This window comes from Roseibaca sp. Y0-43 (assembly GCF_020667835.1).
Lineage (GTDB): Bacteria > Pseudomonadota > Alphaproteobacteria > Rhodobacterales > Rhodobacteraceae > Roseinatronobacter.
In genome coordinates, this window is the sequence record NZ_JAFMPR010000001.1 from 105,193 (window position 1) to 123,289 (window position 18,097).

17 protein-coding genes are annotated in these 18,097 nt (G+C 64.2%); 7 read left to right on the plus strand and 10 right to left on the minus strand.

What is annotated here, in order from left to right; genetic code table 11:
• Positions 1–144: 144 nt before the first annotated feature.
• Positions 145–2,091, minus strand: coding sequence for a threonine--tRNA ligase (gene thrS, locus J1C52_RS00520; RefSeq protein ID WP_227425960.1), 1,947 nt, complete (start codon positions 2,089–2,091; stop codon positions 145–147).
• A 119-nt stretch (positions 2,092–2,210) separates the two neighbouring features.
• Between thrS and J1C52_RS00525 the strand changes: the two genes are divergently transcribed.
• A complete protein-coding gene (locus tag J1C52_RS00525) occupies positions 2,211–3,506 on the plus strand; it encodes an MFS transporter (protein WP_227425961.1) in 1,296 nt (431 codons plus the stop codon).
• Entirely contained in the window at positions 3,499–4,236 is a 738-nt protein-coding gene (locus tag J1C52_RS00530) for an alpha/beta fold hydrolase (protein WP_227425962.1), read from the plus strand. Before J1C52_RS00525 ends, J1C52_RS00530 begins: the two co-directional genes overlap by 8 nt.
• A gap of 53 nt (positions 4,237–4,289) precedes the next feature.
• Here the strand turns inward: J1C52_RS00530 and J1C52_RS00535 are convergent, their stop codons facing one another.
• Both J1C52_RS00535 and J1C52_RS00540 read right to left on the minus strand, forming a co-directional pair.
• On the minus strand, positions 4,290–5,324 hold the full coding sequence (locus J1C52_RS00535) for a hypothetical protein (RefSeq protein ID WP_227425963.1): 1,035 nt from the start codon (positions 5,322–5,324) through the stop codon (positions 4,290–4,292).
• A gap of 67 nt (positions 5,325–5,391) precedes the next feature.
• Positions 5,392–7,017 carry an AMP-binding protein gene (locus J1C52_RS00540; protein WP_227425964.1) on the minus strand — a complete coding sequence of 542 codons (1,626 nt, stop codon included), beginning with the start codon at positions 7,015–7,017 and terminating at the stop codon, positions 5,392–5,394.
• Between the two features lie 252 nt (positions 7,018–7,269).
• Here J1C52_RS00540 and J1C52_RS00545 point away from each other — a divergent pair, with 252 nt between their 5' ends.
• Together J1C52_RS00545 and J1C52_RS00550 are read left to right on the plus strand one after the other, a co-directional pair.
• Positions 7,270–7,446, plus strand: a complete 177-nt coding sequence (locus J1C52_RS00545; protein WP_227425965.1) for a hypothetical protein — start codon at positions 7,270–7,272, stop codon at positions 7,444–7,446.
• A 125-nt stretch (positions 7,447–7,571) separates the two neighbouring features.
• Entirely contained in the window at positions 7,572–8,237 is a 666-nt protein-coding gene (locus J1C52_RS00550; RefSeq protein ID WP_227425966.1) for a Hint domain-containing protein, read from the plus strand.
• Between the two features lie 18 nt (positions 8,238–8,255).
• On the opposite strand, the gene J1C52_RS00555 is transcribed toward J1C52_RS00550, so the two are convergent.
• The 5 genes from J1C52_RS00555 to J1C52_RS00575 form a co-directional block, all read right to left on the minus strand.
• Positions 8,256–10,451, minus strand: coding sequence for a 3-hydroxyacyl-CoA dehydrogenase NAD-binding domain-containing protein (locus tag J1C52_RS00555; protein ID WP_227425967.1), 2,196 nt, complete (start codon positions 10,449–10,451; stop codon positions 8,256–8,258).
• Positions 10,452–10,462: 11 nt separating this feature from the next.
• The gene (locus tag J1C52_RS00560) at positions 10,463–11,674 is read right to left on the minus strand and encodes an acetyl-CoA C-acetyltransferase (protein ID WP_227425968.1); all 1,212 of its coding nucleotides are present in this window, start codon (positions 11,672–11,674) and stop codon (positions 10,463–10,465) included.
• 154 nt (positions 11,675–11,828) lie between these two features.
• Positions 11,829–12,041, minus strand: coding sequence for a hypothetical protein (locus tag J1C52_RS00565; protein ID WP_227425969.1), 213 nt, complete (start codon positions 12,039–12,041; stop codon positions 11,829–11,831).
• A 3-nt stretch (positions 12,042–12,044) separates the two neighbouring features.
• Entirely contained in the window at positions 12,045–13,817 is a 1,773-nt protein-coding gene (locus J1C52_RS00570; RefSeq protein ID WP_227425970.1) for an acyl-CoA dehydrogenase C-terminal domain-containing protein, read from the minus strand.
• Positions 13,818–13,843: 26 nt separating this feature from the next.
• Positions 13,844–14,242 (minus strand): MerR family transcriptional regulator, encoded by a 399-nt coding sequence (locus J1C52_RS00575; protein WP_227425971.1) that lies wholly within the window; start codon positions 14,240–14,242, stop codon positions 13,844–13,846.
• A gap of 163 nt (positions 14,243–14,405) precedes the next feature.
• On the opposite strand from J1C52_RS00575, the gene J1C52_RS00580 reads away from it, so the two are divergent.
• From J1C52_RS00580 to J1C52_RS00590, 3 genes are read left to right on the plus strand one after another with little or no spacing between them, the layout of a single operon-like run.
• Positions 14,406–14,816, plus strand: a complete 411-nt coding sequence (locus J1C52_RS00580; RefSeq protein ID WP_370633215.1) for a PaaI family thioesterase — start codon at positions 14,406–14,408, stop codon at positions 14,814–14,816.
• Positions 14,813–15,310, plus strand: coding sequence for a PaaI family thioesterase (locus J1C52_RS00585; RefSeq protein WP_227425973.1), 498 nt, complete (start codon positions 14,813–14,815; stop codon positions 15,308–15,310). The genes J1C52_RS00580 and J1C52_RS00585 overlap by 4 nt, the downstream gene beginning before the upstream one ends.
• Position 15,311: 1 nt before the next feature.
• Positions 15,312–16,625, plus strand: coding sequence for an MATE family efflux transporter (locus tag J1C52_RS00590; protein ID WP_227425974.1), 1,314 nt, complete (start codon positions 15,312–15,314; stop codon positions 16,623–16,625).
• 66 nt (positions 16,626–16,691) lie between these two features.
• Here the strand turns inward: J1C52_RS00590 and J1C52_RS00595 are convergent, their stop codons facing one another.
• Both J1C52_RS00595 and J1C52_RS00600 read right to left on the minus strand, forming a co-directional pair.
• On the minus strand, positions 16,692–17,750 hold the full coding sequence (locus J1C52_RS00595; RefSeq protein ID WP_227425975.1) for a quinone-dependent dihydroorotate dehydrogenase: 1,059 nt from the start codon (positions 17,748–17,750) through the stop codon (positions 16,692–16,694).
• Complete coding sequence (locus J1C52_RS00600; protein ID WP_227425976.1) at positions 17,747–18,085, minus strand: DUF952 domain-containing protein; 339 nt, start codon at positions 18,083–18,085, stop codon at positions 17,747–17,749. Before J1C52_RS00600 ends, J1C52_RS00595 begins: the two co-directional genes overlap by 4 nt.
• Between the last annotated feature and the right edge of the window lie 12 nt (positions 18,086–18,097).

The following is an 18,097-nucleotide window of genomic DNA, read 5'->3' on the forward strand; positions in this document are numbered from 1 at the left end:
GGTTCTGCGCGGTTTATGGCAGCCAGATCCGAATGACCTTGATGCGATGCGCATTGGGCGGCCAAAGCGGCAGGCCTCTGGGGCGGCCCGCCGCTGCCCGGGGGGCGCTGACGCGCCTGTTAACCCCGGGCAAGATGGTGATGTTTACCGTAAATCCGGCGGCGTGCCCTCTGACACCAGTTCTGCGACCAGCGCATCCAGCGCTTGCGTTTGCGTGCGCGTATCGCCCAAACGGCGGACAGAAACCGTGCGCTCTTCGACCTCGCGCGCGCCCACGGCCAGAATGACCGGCACCTTGCCAAGCGAGTGTTCGCGGACCTTGTAGTTTATCTTTTCGTTGCGCAGGTCCAGCTCGGCCCGCAGCCCAGCCGCTTGCAGCGCCGCCACCACTTCGCGGCAATAGTCATCCGCATCCGATACGATGGACGCGACCACGACCTGACGCGGCGCAAGCCACAGGGGCAGCTTGCCCGCGAAATTCTCGATCAGGATACCGATGAAGCGCTCGAACGACCCCAGAACCGCACGGTGCAGCATGACGGGACGGTGCTTTTCGCCATCCTGCCCGATATAGCTGGCATCCAGACGTTCGGGCAGGTTCGGGTCCACCTGAAGCGTGCCACATTGCCATTCGCGGCCGATTGCATCGGTAAGCGTGAATTCCAGCTTGGGGCCATAGAACGCGCCCTCGCCTTCCTGAATTTCATAGGAATAGCCCGCCGCTTCACAGGCCGCGCCCAGCGCCGCCTCGACCCGGTCCCAGCTTTCATCGGACCCGATGCGCTTTTCGGGCCGGGTGGACAATTTGATCGTCCAGTCCTCGAAGCCCAGATGGGCATAGATCTCCGCCAGGAACTCGATGAATTTCTTGGTTTCCCCTTCGATCTGCGCATCGGTGCAGAAGATATGCGCATCATCTTGGGTGAAACCGCGCACCCGCATGATGCCATGCAGCGCGCCCGAAGGCTCATAGCGGTTGCACGAGCCAAACTCGGCCATGCGCAGGGGCAGATCGCGATAGCTTTTCAGGCCCACGTTGAAAATCTGCACATGGCAAGGGCAGTTCATGGGTTTCAGCGCGTTGACGGTCTTTTCGCGGGCATGGTCCTCGTCCACTTCGACGATGAACATGTTTTCCTGGTAATTGTCCCAGTGCCCTGACGCTTCCCACAGCTTGCGGTTCACGACCTGCGGGGTGTTCACCTCGACATAGCCGCCCCGGCGCTGCTGGCGGCGCATGTAGTCTTGCAACGTGGTATAAATGCTCCAGCCATTCGCGTGCCAGAAGATCTGCCCCGGCGCTTCTTCCTGCATGTGGAACAGGTCCATCTCGCGGCCCAGACGGCGGTGGTCGCGCTTGGCCGCTTCTTCCAGCATGGTCAGATGCGCTTTCAGATCGGCGCGGGTCTTGAAGGCCACGCCATAGATGCGCTGCAACATCGGGCGCGAGGCATCGCCCAGCCAATAGGCGCCCGCGATGCTCATCAGCTTGAACGCGTCACCCGGAACCTGCCCGGTGTTCTGCAAATGCGGACCCCGGCACAGGTCTTGCCAGTTGCCATGCCAATACATACGCAGGTCTTCGCCCTCGGGGATGCGGTCGATCAGTTCCACCTTGAACGGCTCGCCTGCGTCCTTGTAATGCTGGATCGCGCGGGCGCGGTCCCAGACTTCGGTGCGGACGGGTTCGCGCGCGTTGATGATCGCGCGCATCCGCTCTTCGATCTGGGCCAAGTCTTCGGGCACGAAGGGTTCGGCGCGGTCGAAATCGTAGAACCAGCCCTTGTCGCGCACCGGCCCGATGGTCACTTTCACATCCGGCCAGATTTCCTGCACCGCGCGCGCCATGATATGCGCCAGATCGTGGCGGATCAGTTCCAGCGCCTGCGCGTCATCCTGCATGGTGTGAATGGCGATGCTGGCATCTTGCATGATCGGCCATTGCAGGTCGTAATGCGCACCGTTCACCGTGGCGGAAATGGCCTTTTTCCCAAGCGAGGTCGAAATGCTGGCCGCGACCTCTGCCGCCGTCACGCCTGCATCGAAGCTGCGCGCATTGCCATCGGGAAATGTCAGGGAAATCTGGGCCATAAGCCGATCCTCGTCTGTTTGGCGCCCACGGAACGCCCGGTTGCGGGTATATATGTCGGCGCAGGGTTTGACCTTGGGCGCGGGGAAAGTCAAGCTGCGCGCAACATGAAGGAGAGCAAATGACCCGACCCGCCGTGCAACGCGCCTATGACATGCTGTCGTCAGAGGATGACGGCCGCGTCTGCCGCGACATCTCAGAGGCCGCCTGCCACGCGCAGCCCGACAGCTTCTTGCGCCACGCGCTGGCCTTGGGGCTGAACAAATCCGCCGATGGGCTGGTCGATCCAAAGCTGGTGCTGTCTTGGCTGATGACGCATCTGGGCGCGCCCGCCGCCTTCATCGGCTTTCTGGTGCCGATCCGCGAAGCGGGGGCGCTGTTGCCGCAACTGTTTACCGCCGCGCGCATTCGGGCCATGGCGCGGCGCAAATGGGCATGGGCGGGGGCGGCAATGGGCCAAGCCCTTGGCGCGGGTATGATCGCGCTGGCCGCGCTGACCGCGCAAGGCGCGCTGGCGGGCGGGCTGATCCTGCTGGGGCTGGCGGTGCTGGCGGTGTCACGCTCTGTCGCATCGGTGGCCTACAAGGATGTGCTGGGCAAAACCGTCGCCAAGGGCCAGCGCGGCACGGTCACGGGGCTGGCGGGCACTTGGGCGGCGGGCGTCGCGCTAACCTTCGCGCTGGCGCTGATCTTTCTGGCAGAGGCGCGCTTTGCCATCGTCACAGGCGCGCTGATCGCGGCGGCGCTGGCGTGGTTTCTGGCTGGCGTGGTCTTTGCCGGTCTGCGCGAGGAAGCGGGCGAGACCAGCGGCGGCGGCAATGGCGCATCAGCCGCTTTCGCCAACCTGCGCTACCTGCGCGAAGATGCGGGCCTTGCGCGGTTCATCGTGGCGCGGGGCTTGCTGACCGCAACCGCGCTCGCGCCGCCATGGTTCGTGGTGCTGGCATCGGGCAATGACGCGCTGCAAGGCTTGGGCGCGCTCGTGCTGGCCTCGGCGCTTGCGGGGCTGGCATCCAGCTATGTCTGGGGGCGGCTGGCGGACCGGTCCTCGCGCATGGTGCTGGTGCTGACGGGCCTGAGTGGCGCGGCGTCCATGGCGCTGGCGCTGCTATTCGTGGCCCTTGGCTTGGCGGGCACAGTCTGGGCCATGCCGCTGGCGCTGTTCGGGTTGATGGTGGCGCATCAGGGCGTGCGGCTGGGGCGGTCGACCTATATCGTCGACATGGCCCCGCCCGAGCGCCGCGCCATCTATACCGCGATCGCGAATACCGTGATCGGGGTGATCTTGCTGGCAAGCGGCCTGTTCGGTGCCTTGGCCGCCATGGGGGGCGCGGCGCTGACGCTGGCGCTGTTCGCGCTGATGGCACTGGGCGGCGCGTGGGTTGCCTATGGATTGAAGGAATTGGGCGATGGCTGAGTATCTGACCACCGACACGGGCCGCACACTGGCCTATCACAAGACAGACGGGCGCGGCCCCGGCATCGTGTTCCTTGGCGGGTTCATGTCTGACATGTCCGGCACCAAGGCCGTCTGGCTGGAGGACTGGGCACGCGCGCAGGGCCGCGCGTTCCTGCGCTTCGATTATTCGGGACACGGGCAGAGTTCCGGCGGGTTCACCGATGGCTGCATCGGCGATTGGGCGGCGGATGCGCGGGCGGTGCTGAGCGCGCTGACAGAGGGGCCGCAAGTGCTGGTGGGGTCGTCCATGGGCGGCTGGATCGCGCTATTGCTGGCGCGCACCATGCCGGAACGGGTGCACGCGCTGGTGGGCATCGCCGCCGCGCCCGATTTTACCGAGGACAGCATGTGGCCGGGCCTGAGCGACACCCAGCGCGCCGAGATCATGGACAAGGGCCAGACCACCCTGCCCAACGATTACGACGCGCCCTACACCCTGACCCGTCGCCTGTTCGAGGATGGCAAGCATCAGCTTGTCCTGCGCGCGCCCCTACCCCTGCCCTTCCCGGTGCGGCTGTTGCAAGGCACGCGCGACGACGCCGTGGCGACCAGCGTGCCCCTGCGGCTGATGGAACACGCAGACTGTCCCGATATGCGGCTGGAACTGGTCAAGGATGAAGACCACCGCTTTTCATCGCCGCGCTGTCTGGACCTGATCGCGCGGGCGATTGTTGAGGTCAGCGGCTAGGGCGCGTTTGTTCGAAAAGGGCAAGTCTGACAGGCACTTTCGCAGAAATTACCCTAGAACGCGCAGATATTCTGCAAGCTGACCCATTGCCCGTCGCTTAGCAGCGCGCGGCTGGGTGCTTCGCCTGCCATGGGATCGCCCGCGCGCAGCTCGGGTAGGATCGGGCCGATGTCGGGGTCAAGCGGTTCTGGATTGTCAGCCAGCGCGCGCGACGACAGGCCCAGCGCCTCGAACCGCGCGAGCAGCGGGGCCAGATCCGGCAGGGGCGCGGCGTCAGTGACATGCGCAGCCGCATAGCCCGCCAGCGCATCACTGGGCACCGTGCCAGAGGTCAGCAGGCCCAAAGTCTTAAACGTGCCAATATAGTCCAGCACCGGGCGCACCGGGTCGCCCATGCGCTGGCGCGCCTCTGCCAGCAGCAGCGCGCCCGCGATGGCGTCGGCGCTCTCGGCGGCATCCAGCAACCGCGCGTCGATCACGTAAACCCCGCCGGGAAAGCCGGTGACGCGCGCCGCGGGCGTGCCTTGCATGACACGCACATCGGCGGGTTGGCCCAGCACTTGCCGGTGAAGCGCATCCAGCGCGGCGCGGCCCTGCTGGGTGTTGCAGACCTGAGCGCCCTGGCCCAGCAGATCGTCGGCCAGCCGTTTGCCGATGTCGTGGCGGGTGGTCCATGGCAGGACTGTCGCGGTATGCCGCTCCAGCGCCGGCGGAAAGACCATCGCCACCCCCACCAGCACGATCAAGGCCAGCCCCGCATAGCCCTTGCGCCCCAGCCGGTCGCGCCAGCGCCGTGGCGGGGCAAGCGCCGCCTGCACCTCGTCCAGCGCGTCGATCAGCCAGTCGTCATCCAGTTCAAGCACTTCACCCGCATCACCTTCGGGGCTGTAAAGCGCGGGGCGCTCACGCGGGTTGTGCCTGCGCACGGCGGGCAGCGACCAATGCGACAACACTTGCATACTGCGGCTGTCAGAGATCACCAGCGTCGCATCGCCGAAATTGACCACCACCTCGCGGCGCTGGTCCTCGACCCGCGCCGACCAAAGGCCGATCCCTTCCAGTTTGCGATATTTGTCCAGCGCGGTCATGGCGCCCTATGCCTGCCTGAGCGATACGCCTCTTGCCTATCCCAGCGCGTGCGACTTGACCAGATGCCTACAAATCACGCACCTGTGCGCGCAGCTCGAATTTCTGGATCTTGCCAGTCGAGGTTTTGGGCAATTCCAGCACAATCACGCGCTTGGGCGTCTTGAAGCCCGCCAGACGTTCGCGGCAAAAGGCGATCAGGTCGGCCTCGGACACCTCTTGCCCCTCTTTCAGCTCGATGCAGGCACAAGGCACCTCGCCCCATTTCTCGTCGGGTTTGGCGACCACGGCGGCCAGCGATACGGCTGGGTGCTTCATAAGCACGCCTTCCACCTCGACGGACGAGACATTCTCGCCGCCCGAGATGATGATGTCCTTCGAGCGGTCGGCGATCTTGATATAGCCATCGGGATGCAGATAGGCGATGTCGCCGGAATGGAACCAACCGCCCTTGAACGCCTCGGCGGTCGCCTCTGGGTTCTTGTAATAGCCCTTCATCACGCCATTGCCGCGATGCATGACCTCGCCCAGGCTGGCGGCATCACGGGCGACCGGGGTCATGCTGGCGGGGTCCATGACCGTGACGCCGTCCATGAACGGCATGGCGACGCCGGTGCGAGCCTTGACCTCTGCCCGGTCGTCGCCTGTCAGATGGTCGAACCCGTCATGCCACAGGCATTCGGTGTCGGGCCCGTAGGTTTCGGTCAGGCCGTAAACCTGCGTGACGTCGAATCCCAAGGGTTCGATAGCGGCCAAGGTCGCGGCGGGCGGCGGTGCGCCTGCCGTGAACACCCGCACGATATGATCGAAGGGTTTGCGCTCATGGTCCTTGGCGTTGATGATCGTCTGCAACACGATCGGCGCGCCCGCCAGATGCGTGACCCCTTCGCCGCTGATCGCGTCATAGACGCCGGCGGCGGTAATATCACGCAGGCAGATCATCGCCCCGCCCAGCGCCGGCAGCATCCACGGATGGCACCATGCGTTGCAATGGAACATGGGCACGATGGTCAGGTAGCGGGGGAACAGCGTCATCTGCCAAGAGATCGGCTGCGACAGCGTGGACAGATACGCGCCGCGATGATGGTAGACCACGCCCTTGGGCCGCCCGGTCGTGCCGGAGGTGTAGTTCAGCGCGATGCTTTCCCATTCATCGGCGGGCATGATCCAGTCGAACCCCGCATCGCCCTGCGCCAGAAGGTCGTCATAGGTCGGGTGCTTGCCGCTGGCGGCCAGCCCGGCTTGGGCGTCGGGCACTTCGATCAGTTTGGGCGGGGTGGCAAGCCCGACACAGGCAGCTTCGGCCAGATCGACCAGCGCGCTGTCCACCAGCAGCACCTTCGCCTCGCCATGGCTAAGGATATACTGCACCGTATCCACATCCAGCCTTGTGTTGATGGCGTTCAGGATTGCGCCGCAGGCGGGCACGCCGAAATGCGCTTCGGCATGGGCGGGCACGTTGGGCAAGAGCGTCGCGACCACGTCGCCCGGCACAACCCCCATCGCGGCCAAGCCGGACGCAAGCCGCGACACGCGCGCGTGATACGCGGCATAGCTCTGCCGTTCGGTGCCATAAACGATGGCGTCACGCTCTGCGAACAGGTCGGCGGCGCGGCGCAGATGCGACAGCGGCGTCAGCGCCGTGAAATTCGCCGCGCATTTCTCCAGCCCCGTTTCGTCCTTCAACCAGCCCATACACCCCTCCTGATTGTGCGATGCGCGCCTGCCCGCCCGGCCACGGGCCGATTTGCGCAATATTGTTGCGCATGACTAAGCAACCCGGATGCAAATTTGCAAGAGGCTGCGACCAATCCCCCGGCATTGTGGCGCAACAAAGACGACAATTCTTGAAAAAACCCCAGTTTGTCCCCGTTTTCGACCGTTAACACAACTTAACGTAGCGCCATAACAGCCCAAACAGGCAACAACCGAAGAGCGAGGTGTGCCATGTTCCACTCACTTGACCCGGTTACCAGTTTCCGTGCGCCGTATTGCACGACCCATGATCGCGATGCCCTGTGGCCCGACACCATTCTGGCCCAAGCGCCCCCCCATGATGCGCCCGCCTCCCGCGCGCCTGTCCGTTACGCTTATCACGCAATCACGAAGGTGACGCTGGCATGATGACCGCACAAACCCTGTTTGGGAAAAGAAACCTGCGAAACATCCCAATCGGTAAAATTCGGCCAAACTTACGCCACAAACGCAGTGAAGACTTAACCATGTTTTCTCGATCGGAGCCGACCCAAATGACACATCCCAAGCCCTTTGGTCTTCAGACCGGTGCCCAGACGCCCAGCGGCGAGATGACTGCCATTTCCGCCGCCATGATGAAAGATGCCGAGCTGTATTCCATGGCCCTGCGCGAAGACGGTCTGCTGCCGGGCACGCTGGTGGCCACCGGCACTGGCTGGCGCAAGGTCGAAACGCTGCAACCGGGCGAAATGGTGCTGACCTTCGACAACGGAATGCAGCCCATCGCGCGCGTGCATGACCTGACCGTGCCGCAACATGCGCTGCCAGAGCACAAGGCCTATACCATGGTCGTGCCGCAAGGCGTGCTGGGCAATCGTCGCCAGATCGACATGTTGCCGCTGCAAGAGATCATCATCGAATCGGATTTCGCCGAAGAGCAATATGGCGACCCGTTCGTGCTGATCCAGGCGCTGATGCTGGAAGGGTTCGAAGGCATCCGCCGCGTGCCGATTACCGGCGATCTGCGGGTTTACATGCCCACCTTCGAGCAAGAGCAACTGATCCATATCTGCGGCATGGCCTTGCTGACGGCGCGCGCGGAAAGCGACTTTTCCCCGCTAGAGGCCAGCACGCAGTTGCCCGGTCGCGAATACATGCGCCTGCCCCGCTCTGACCTGAGCGCACTGGCCGCAAGCCTGAAACAGCAAAGGGCGGCCTAAGCCGCCCCTGCCTGTTCTTTACGCGGCTTTGGCCGCTTTCGCATGATAGAAGCGGTGGCCGTCCTCGGCCATCTGCCGCAACAGCGCCGGTGCCTTGAAACGTGCGCCATAGGCTGCCTCCAGCCGGTCACAGACCGACACGGCAAAGGGCGCGCCCAGCATGTCCAGCCACGAGAACGGACCGCCCGACCACGGCGCAAAGCCCCAGCCCATGATCGCGCCCACATCGCCCTCGCGAATGTCGGTCAGCACGCCTTCTTCCAGCGCGCGCACCGCTTCCAGCGCTTGCGCGAACATCAGGCGGTGCTGGACCGTGACAAGATCGGGCTGCTCTTCCGCTTGCGGATATTGCGCGGCCAAGCCCTCCCACAGGCCAAGACGTTTGCCTTTCTCGTCATAGCTGTAGAAGCCCGCGTTCGACTTGCGGCCCAAGCGACCCTGCTCGACCATCCAAAAGATGACCTCGTCCACATCACCATCGGCATAAGCGTCGCCCATCGCGGCGCGGGTGGCCTTGGCAATTTTCGCGCCCAGATCAAGCGAGGTTTCATCCACCAGTTGCAACGGCCCCAGCGGCATCCCCATCAGCTTGGCGGCGTTTTCCACCAGTGCCGGCGCCACGCCCTCGCGCACCATGCGCATCCCTTCGTTCAGGTAGGGGATGATGCAGCGGTTGGCATAGAAGAAGCGCGCGTCATTGACGACGATCGGCGTCTTGCGAATTTGGCGGACGAAATCCAGCGCCTTGGCGACGGCCAGATCGCCCGTCTCGCGGCCCTTGATGATCTCGACCAGCGCCATCTTGTCCACCGGGCTGAAGAAATGGATGCCGATGAAATTGGCGCGGCGCGCACTGGCCTGCGCCAGATCGGAAATCGGCAGGGTCGAGGTGTTGGTGGCGAAAATCGCGTCCTCGCCCAGCATGGCCTCGGCCTTTTGCGTGACCTCGGCTTTAACCTTGGGGTCTTCGAACACGGCCTCGACCACCAGATCGCAGCCTTTTAGCGCCGCGTAATCGGTCGTGGGCGTGATGCGGGCCAGAACCTTGGCCTTGCCCTCTTCCGTGACTTTGCCGCGCTTCATGCCCTTGTCGAGGATCGCTTCCGCATGGGCGCGGCCGCGTTCCGCCGCATCTTGGGCGGCGTCGATCAGCACCACTTCAATGCCCGCATTGGCCGCCACGTAGGCAATGCCCGCGCCCATCATGCCCGCGCCCAGAACGCCCAGCTTGGCGACCTTGGCATCGGGTGCGTCGGGGCGGTTCGCGCCCTTCTCCAACGCTTCCTTGTTGATGAACAGCGACCGGATCATCGCGCTGGAGGACGGGTTCATCAGGACGGATGTGAACCAGCGCGCCTCGATCTTCAGCGCGGTATCAAACGGCACCAGCGCCCCTTCATAGACCGCCGACAACAGCGCTTTGGCCGCCGGGTAGACACCTTGCGTCTTGCCGTTAATCATGGCCGAGGCCCCCACGAAGGTCATGAAGCCCGCCGGGTGATAGGGCGCGCCACCGGGCATTTTGTAGCCCTTGGCGTCCCACGGTTTGACCAGATCGGCATCTTTCGCGCCCAAGACCCACTCTTTCGCACGCGCCAAAAGTTCGTCAGGGGCCACGACCTCGTCGATCAGGCCGGCGGATTTCGCGCGCTTGGGGTCCATCAGCTTGCCTTCCAGCAGGAAAGGGGCCGCGCCCATCGCGCCCAGCTTGCGCGCCAGTCGCGTCGTGCCGCCCGCGCCGGGGAAGATACCAACCAGGATTTCCGGCAGGCCGATCTTGGCGCGCGGGTTTTCAGCCGCGATAATGCGGTGGCAGGCCAGCGGCAGTTCCAGCCCGATGCCCAGCGCGGTGCCGGGCAGCGCCGCGACAATCGGCTTGCCGCCTTTCAGCGTTTTCGGGTCCATGCCCGCGCGCTCGATCTTGCGCAGGATCTTGTGCATTCCCATGATCGCGTCAAAGACCTGCTTGGCCGGGTCTTCATCGACCACGCCCTTGCCGGTGGCGAGGATGTTCAGGTCCATGCCTGCCGCGAAATCGGGCTTGCCCGAGGTGAGGATAACGCCCTTGACCGCGTCATCCGCGAGCGCGGTTTCGATATGTGCTTCCAGCTGCGCGAAACCTTCGAGCGACAGCACGTTCATGGATTTGCCGGGCACGTCCCACGTGATGGTGGCCACGCCGTCGGCATCGAGATTATAGGTGAATTCCTGCATGTTCCCCTCCCTTACACGCGCTCGATGATGGTCGCGGCGCCCATACCGGACGCGACGCACAAGGTCGCAAGGCCCACGCCTTGGCCGGTGCGCTCCAACTCATCCAGCAGCGTGCTGATAATCATCGCCCCCGTCGCGCCCAGCGGATGGCCCATCGCGATCGCGCCGCCATTCACATTCACCTTGGTGTCGGGCACGTCGAACGCCTGCATGAAGCGCAGGACGACGGCGGCGAAGGCTTCGTTCACCTCGAACAGGTCAATGTCGGAAATCTGCATCCCGCTGTCGCGCAGGATCTTTTCCGTCACGGGCACGGGGCCGGTCAGCATGATGGTCGGATCGGTGCCGATCTTGGCGGTCGCGCGGATCTTGGCCCTTGCTTTCAAACCATATTTTTCGCCGAATTCCTTGCTGCCGATCAGCACGCCAGCCGCGCCATCGACAATGCCCGACGAATTGCCCGCATGGTGGATATGTTCGATTTTCTCAAGATGTGGGTATTTCATGATCGCCACCTTGTCGAAGCCCGGCATCGCTTCGCCCATATCCTTGAAGGCGGGTTTGAGCGCGCCAAGGCTTTGCATGTCGGTGCCGGGGCGCAGGTATTCGTCGCGCTCCAGAATGGGCAGTCCGTTCATGTCGCGCACGGCGACCACGGAGCGGTCAAAGCGCCCTTCCTGCCACGCCAGCGCCGCGCGGCGCTGGCTTTCGACGGCCAAGGCATCGGCCATGTCACGGGTGAAGCCGTATTCGGTGGCGATGATGTCGGCAGAGATGCCTTGCGGGACAAAATACTTCTCCATGGCGACGCTCGGGTCCACGGCCACGGCGGCCCCGTCCGACCCCATGGGCACGCGGCTCATCATTTCGACGCCGCCCGCGACATAAGCCTCGCCCGCGCCGCCGCGCACCTGGTTGGCGGCGATGTTCACCGCTTCCATGCCGCTGGCGCAGAAGCGGTTGATGGACAGACCCGGCACCTGTTCGTCGAATTCGGACGCCATGACGGCGGTGCGGGCAAGGCAGCCGCCCTGCTCGCCCACCTGGGTCACGTTGCCCCAGATCACATCTTCGATCGCGCGGGTGTCCAGATCGTTGCGCGCCTTCAGCGCGTCCAGCACGCCCGCCGACAGGCGCACCGCCGTCACCTCGTGCAGGCTGCCATCGGCGCGGCCCTTGCCGCGCGGTGTGCGCACGGCGTCGTAGATGTATGCGTCACTCATGTCTTTCCTCCTCGGGCCAAGCTTGGCCGGTGTCGTATTCTGTGTGATCGGGGCGTGACGACGCCCCTTTCCGATAACTATTCGCCGGAGTTTCCGGGCCGTGACCTTGGCGCGGAATGGGCTGCGACGTGGTGGTCCCAATCGCCGCACTGCATCACTTCTTCCGCGCCTCCAGCTCGGAGTTGAACAGCCGCAGGCGGTGGCCCAGATTGTCGGCATCCATGACGCTGTCGAAATTCTCGAACAGGAAGGACAGCGCCTCGCCCTCGTCCAGCCCCGCCTCTTGCGCGAAACGGCGCAAGCGGCGGTAGCCGTCCTCGGTCATGGCGGCGTTGAAGCGGCGGGTCAGGCGGAAGCGTTTGGGCATGACCTAGAAATCCGCTTCGGCCAAGGCCATGACGGTTTCCGCGCCCGACCGGATGCGTGCCAAGTGCAGCGCGGTCGCGGGCAGTTGGCGGGCCATGTAGTAGCGCGCGGTTGCCAGTTTTGCCTGGTAGAAGGCCTGATCGCCCGTGCCGGCATCGAGCGCTGCATAGGCGGCGCGCGCCATGCGCACCCACATCAGACCCAAGCAGACATGGCCAAACAGGTGCATGAAATCGCTTGACCCGGCCAGCGCGTCATTGGGATTTTTCATGCCGCGTTCCATGAAGAACATGCCCGCCGCCTGCAAATCCTTGGACGCCGCTTTCAGCGCGTCGCGCAGGTCAGTCATGCGCGGATCGTCCGTTCCCGCGACCTCTTCCTTGACCAGCGTGAAGAAGGCCATGACATGCTTGCCGCCATCCTGCGCCAGTTTGCGGCCGACAAGGTCCAGCGCCTGCACGCCATTCGCCCCCTCGTAGATCATGGCGATGCGGGCGTCGCGGGCGAATTGGGACATGCCCCATTCCTCGATATAGCCATGCCCGCCATAGACCTGTTGGGCCTGCACGCACATGTCAAAGCCCTTGTCGGTCAGGAAGCCCTTGATGACCGGAGTAAGAAGCGAGATCAGGCCATCGGCATCGGCGTCAGAGGAGCGATGCGCGCGGTCGATCAGGCTGGCCCCCCACATGGTGAAAGCGCGGGCACCTTCGACAAAGCTCTTCTGGTCCATCAGGATGCGGCGAATATCGGGATGCACCAGCAGCGGGTCGGCGGCACCCTCGGGGTTCTTGGCCCCGGTCACGTCGCGCCCTTGCAGGCGGTCTTTTGCGTAGATCGCGGCGTTCTCATAGGCGACGGCGGCTTGCGCATAGCCTTGCAGGCCCACGCCAAGGCGCGCTTCGTTCATCATGGTGAACATGGCGCGCATCCCCTTGTGCAACTCGCCCACCAGGTAGCCCGTCGCGCCATCGTAGTTCATGACGCAGGTGGCGTTGCCGTGGATGCCCATCTTCTCTTCAATATTGCCGACGCTGACACCATTGCGCGCGCCCAGCGAGCCGTCGTCATTGACCATGTATTTCGGGACAATGAACAGCGAGATGCCCTTGGTCCCCTCGCCGCCACCCGGTGCCTTGGCCAGCACCAGATGGATGATGTTCTCGGCCATGTCATGCTCGCCAGCAGAGATGAAGATCTTCTGCCCGGTGATCGCATAGCTGCCATCGGCCTGCGGTTCGGCCTTGGTGCGGATCAGGCCCAGATCGGTGCCGCAATGCGGTTCTGTCAGGTTCATCGTGCCCGTCCAGTCGAGAGAAACCATCTTGGGCAGGTATTTCGCCTTCTGCTCGTCCGAGCCATGCGCCAGAATGGCGGAAATCGCGCCATGGGTCAGACCCTGATACATGTTCAGCGCCATGTTGGCAGAGACGAAAAACTCGCCCGTGGCAGAGTTCATGACATAGGGCAGGTTCTGGCCGCCGAATTCTTCGGGCAGGTCCAGCCCGTTCCAGCCGCCTTCCTTGATCTGGGCAAAGGCCTCGGCATAGCCGGTGGGCGTGCGCACGACACCGTTTTCCAAGCGGCAGCCCTCGCGGTCGCCCACGGCATTGACCGGGGCCAGCACGCCTTCGGACAGTTTCGCCGCTTCTTCCAGAATGGCGGCGGTGGTGTCGCGGTCCAGCTCGTCATAGCCCGGAATATCGCTTGCGCCGATGTTGAGAACATCGTGCAGCACGAATTGCATGTCTTTGACGGGGGCGGTGTAGCTTGGCATCTCTCTCTCCCTTGGGGTGCGCGGGCTTATTCTGCGGCGCGCGGACGGTCGGCTTGGGACAGCACATCGGCCGCCCAGGCAAGGTCTTGTTTCAATTCAGAAATCGCTTCGGCCAATTCGGCGCGCTGACGCTCCATATCGGCCAAACGCTCTTGCGCGATGTCATAGGTCTTGCGCAGTTGGCGCAATTCGCTGTCGTCGCGGTCATACATTTCCAGCAATTGCCGGATCTGCTCTAGGCTGAAGCCGAAGCGCTTGCCGCGCAGGATCAGCTTCAGCCGGGCCTGGTCGCGGCGCGTGAACAGGCGGTGCTGCCCGTCGCGCTTGGGAAACAGCAATTCCTTCGCCTCATAGAAGCGCAGGGTGCGCGGCGTGACACCGAAATCGGCGCACATCTCGCGGATGGTCTTGAACTCTTCAGGCATGTGACGAAACCCACGGCTGTTAAGGATCGTGCTTGGGACCAACATGGTCGCAACACATCATAAGTTGACGTTAACGTAAAGGGCAACGTCGCGTCAACCCTTCTGCTCTTGCCTTTGCCCCGTGCCCGCGTGCAGATAGGGGCACCTGTCGCGGAGCATGGCCATGAATGCCCAAAACTTCATTAACGCGCTGCCATTCGCCAAGGCGTTGGAAATGCGGCTGGATTCGATTGGCGAGGGGCGTGCCGAAATCTCTATGCCGTGGGACGCGCGCTTCGTGGGCGACCCGGTGACGGGGGTTATCCATGGTGGCGCGGTTTCGGCGCTGATGGACACCTGCGGGGGCGCGGCGGTCCTGTCCTATCCGGGTGCGACCACCACCGCGACGATCGACCTGCGAATCGACTACATGCGCGCGGCCTCGCCCGGCGCGCGGATCGTGGCGCGGGCCGATTGCTACCATGTCACCCGCAACGTGGCCTTCGTGCGCGCCACCGCGCATGACGGGGGCGACACGCCTGTCGCCATGGCCACGGGTGCCTTCACCTTCGCCGCCCGAGAGGAGACGGCATGACCCCGCCCGAACCCGTCCAAGCCGTCAAGCAACGCCGCGACCGCGCGCTGGCCAGCCTTGTGAGCGCGGTGCCCTATGCGCAGTTCCTTGGCATCTATTTCGAACGCCATGGCGACGAGCTGACCGCCATTCTGCCCTATGACGAGAAGCTGATCGGCAACCCCCTTCTGCCTGCCATCCATGGCGGTGTGATCGCGTCCTTTCTGGAGGTGGCCGCGATCATAGAGCTGAGCTGGACCACCATCTGGCCCGATCTGGAAGCGGGCCGCGTGACGCCCGAAGACATGGCGCAAAACCTGCCGCGCCTGCCGAAAACCATTGATTTCACCGTGGATTTCCTGCGCTCGGGCCTGCCGCGCGATGGCTATGCGCGCGCCCGCGTCAACCGCTCTGGCCGCCGCTATGCCAGCGTGCATGTCGAGGCGTGGCAGGACAACCGCGCGCGCCTGTTCGCGCAGGCGACCGGGCATTTCCTGATGCCGCAACCGGGCTGAGATGAGTGCCGTTACCGACCGGCGCATCCTGCGCATCGCGGCCCCGATCCTGCTGGCGAATATCGCCGTGCCGCTGCTGGGCGCGGTCGACACCGGCATTATCGGGCAGATGGGCGAAGCCGCGCCCATCGGCGCGGTGGGTTTGGGCGCGGTCATCCTGACCAGCGTTTACTGGGTCTTCGGCTTTCTGCGCATGGGCACGACCGGGCTGGTCGCGCAAGCCGTCGGCGCGCATGACCTGCCCGAAAGCGGGGCCATCGTCACGCGCGGGGTGCTTTTGGGCTTGGGCGCGGGCACGGTCATGGTGCTGGGCCAGATCGCGCTGTTCGAGGCCGCGTTCCTGATCGCGCCCGCCAGCGCCACGGTCGAGGCCCTGGCCCGCGACTACCTTGCCATCCGCATCTGGGGCGCACCCGCGACGATTGCGCTTTACGCGCTGAATGGCTGGCTGATCGGGACCGAACGCACCCGCAGCGTTCTGGCCTTGCAGGTCTGGATGAGCGGGCTGAACGTGGTGCTGTCGCTATGGTTCGTGATGGGCCTTGATTGGGGCGTGAAAGGCGTGGCCACCGCCACGCTGATTGCCGAAGTGACGGCACTCGGCCTTGGCCTGTGGCTGTGCCGCGCGGCTTTCGCGGGCAAGCAATGGCGCGACTGGCCGCGCGTTTTCGACCGCGCGCGGCTGAAACGAATGTGGGCGGTCAATTCCGACATCATGCTGCGGTCCATCGCGCTGCAAGGGGCGATGACGGGGTTCCTGTTCACCTCGGCCGGGTTTGGCGATGTGGACTTGGCCGCGAACCAGATCCTGTGGCAATTCCTGATGATTATCGCCCATGCGCTCGACGGCTTCGCCTTTGCCGCCGAGGCGCTTGTGGGCCAAGCCGTGGGGGCACGGGCTGTGGGACAGATGCGGCAGGCGGGCTTTCGCGCCGGGATCTGGGCCTTTGGCCTTGCGGGGCTTATGGCCGCGGGCTTTTTGCTGGGCGGGCCCGCGGTGATCGCGGTCATGGCGCGCGACACGGGCGTGCAGAACGCGGCCATCGCCTATTTGCCCTTCGTCGCCGCGCTGTCGCTGGCAAGCTGCGCGGCCTATATGCTGGACGGCATCTTCATCGGCGCGACCGGCACGCGCGAGATGCGCAACACGGTGGTGCTGGCGGTGGCGATCTATGCGCTGGCGATCTGGGCTTTCGTGCCCGGCTTTGGCAACGCGGCGCTCTGGTCGGCGCTGATGCTGCTGAACATCTTGCGCGCGGTGTTCCTGGGCGTGCTCTATCCACGGCTGGAGCGGCGTGTGGCCAAGGGCGTTTGAGGGGCTTTGCCCCTCTGGTCCCTGCGGGACCATTCACCCCAGGATATTTTTGCAAGGATGAATGGGCTAAAGCCAGTCGGAACGGCCCGTGCCGACGACATCTTTGACATTTGTGACGCCATCGCGGCCCATGAGGTCGAGCAGCCCCTGGTTCAGGCGCGGGACCAGCGACAGCCCTTCATAGACGAGCGCCGAGTAGAGTTGCACCGCGCTCGCCCCGGCGCGCAGTTTGGCATAGGCCTGTTCCGGGCTGCCGATGCCGCCGACCCCGACAAGCGGGATTTCTCCGTCGGTCAGCTGTGAAAGTTGCGCGAGCACACGGGTGGACATTTCGAACAAAGGCTTGCCGGAAAGCCCGCCTTTTTCGTTTGCGCTTGCATTTTTCAAACCTTTACGCGCCAGCGTCGTGTTGGTGGCGATGATCGCATTCACCCCGGTTTCGCGCGCGACGCCCGCGATTTCGGCCAGTTCATCCGCGTTCAGATCGGGCGCGATTTTCAGGAAGATCGGGATCGGGCGGGCAAGCTCTGCGCGGGCTTGCATAACGCCATTCAAAAGAGCGGTCAGTGCTGCTGCCCCTTGCAGGTCGCGCAGCTTTTCCGTGTTGGGCGACGAGACATTCACCGTTGCAAAGTCCAGATGCGCGCCGCAGATGCGCAGCACTTGCGCGAAATCGCCCGCGCGGTCGGCACTGTCCTTGTTCGCACCAAGGTTCAGGCCCAGAACCATGCCCTTGGGCCGCTTGGCCAGACGCGCGGCAATCGCCTGCGCGCCGTCATTGTTGAAGCCGAAGCGGTTGATGACGGCGCGATCCTCGGGCAGCCGAAAGAGGCGCGGGCGCGGATTGCCGGGCTGCGGGCGGGGCGTCGCGGCCCCCACTTCGACAAAGCCGAAGCCCGCTCGCGAGAGACCGCCAAGCGCCTGCGCATTCTTGTCAAAGCCCGCAGCGAGACCTACGGGGTTGGGCAAGTCAAGCCCGGCAATCTGGGTGTGCAGACGGGGCGAGGTGACTGGGTGCGGCAGCGGTGCGAGGCCCGATTGCAGCGCCTTGATGGCCAAGCCATGCGCCGTTTCCGGGTCGAGGCTGCGCAGCGCCGAGAGGCCAATGCGCTCGAGCGTGCTCATACCAGCCCCTCGGGGAAGATATGGCCGCTGGCACCCAAGGGCAGCGAAGTGTCCCAGACCACATCATCCATGGTTAATGGCCGGTAAAGATGTGGGAAAAGTGCATCCCCGCGCGAGATTTCCCATTTCAGCGCCGCGCCAAGGGTGTCGGCATCGACCGCAACGAGGACAAGGTCGCTTTGGCCCGCGAAATGCTTGGCGGCGGTTTCCATGACCTGCGTGGCGGTCGAGAAATGGATATAGCCATCGGACAGATCGATCGGCGCGCCGAGGGTTTGGCCCTTGGCTTTCAGGTCATCCCATTCGGGGCGGCGGAATATCTTGTAGATCAGCATGGCGGCGTCATG

Excerpts from the sequence above, each read along its gene's own strand:
- thrS (WP_227425960.1), bottom strand. The coding sequence starts at position 2,091 with ATGGCCCAGATTTCCCTGACATTTCCCGATGGCAATGCGCGCAGCTTC.
- J1C52_RS00525 (WP_227425961.1), top strand. The coding sequence starts at position 2,211 with ATGACCCGACCCGCCGTGCAACGCGCCTATGACATGCTGTCGTCAGAG.
- J1C52_RS00530 (WP_227425962.1), top strand. The coding sequence starts at position 3,499 with ATGGCTGAGTATCTGACCACCGACACGGGCCGCACACTGGCCTATCAC.
- J1C52_RS00535 (WP_227425963.1), bottom strand. The coding sequence starts at position 5,324 with ATGACCGCGCTGGACAAATATCGCAAACTGGAAGGGATCGGCCTTTGG.
- J1C52_RS00540 (WP_227425964.1), bottom strand. The coding sequence starts at position 7,017 with ATGGGCTGGTTGAAGGACGAAACGGGGCTGGAGAAATGCGCGGCGAAT.
- J1C52_RS00545 (WP_227425965.1), top strand. The coding sequence starts at position 7,270 with ATGTTCCACTCACTTGACCCGGTTACCAGTTTCCGTGCGCCGTATTGC.
- J1C52_RS00550 (WP_227425966.1), top strand. The coding sequence starts at position 7,572 with ATGACACATCCCAAGCCCTTTGGTCTTCAGACCGGTGCCCAGACGCCC.
- J1C52_RS00555 (WP_227425967.1), bottom strand. The coding sequence starts at position 10,451 with ATGCAGGAATTCACCTATAATCTCGATGCCGACGGCGTGGCCACCATC.
- J1C52_RS00560 (WP_227425968.1), bottom strand. The coding sequence starts at position 11,674 with ATGAGTGACGCATACATCTACGACGCCGTGCGCACACCGCGCGGCAAG.
- J1C52_RS00565 (WP_227425969.1), bottom strand. The coding sequence starts at position 12,041 with ATGCCCAAACGCTTCCGCCTGACCCGCCGCTTCAACGCCGCCATGACC.
- J1C52_RS00570 (WP_227425970.1), bottom strand. The coding sequence starts at position 13,817 with ATGCCAAGCTACACCGCCCCCGTCAAAGACATGCAATTCGTGCTGCAC.
- J1C52_RS00575 (WP_227425971.1), bottom strand. The coding sequence starts at position 14,242 with ATGCCTGAAGAGTTCAAGACCATCCGCGAGATGTGCGCCGATTTCGGT.
- J1C52_RS00580 (WP_370633215.1), top strand. The coding sequence starts at position 14,406 with ATGAATGCCCAAAACTTCATTAACGCGCTGCCATTCGCCAAGGCGTTG.
- J1C52_RS00585 (WP_227425973.1), top strand. The coding sequence starts at position 14,813 with ATGACCCCGCCCGAACCCGTCCAAGCCGTCAAGCAACGCCGCGACCGC.
- J1C52_RS00590 (WP_227425974.1), top strand. The coding sequence starts at position 15,312 with ATGAGTGCCGTTACCGACCGGCGCATCCTGCGCATCGCGGCCCCGATC.
- J1C52_RS00595 (WP_227425975.1), bottom strand. The coding sequence starts at position 17,750 with ATGAGCACGCTCGAGCGCATTGGCCTCTCGGCGCTGCGCAGCCTCGAC.
- J1C52_RS00600 (WP_227425976.1), bottom strand. The coding sequence starts at position 18,085 with ATGCTGATCTACAAGATATTCCGCCGCCCCGAATGGGATGACCTGAAA.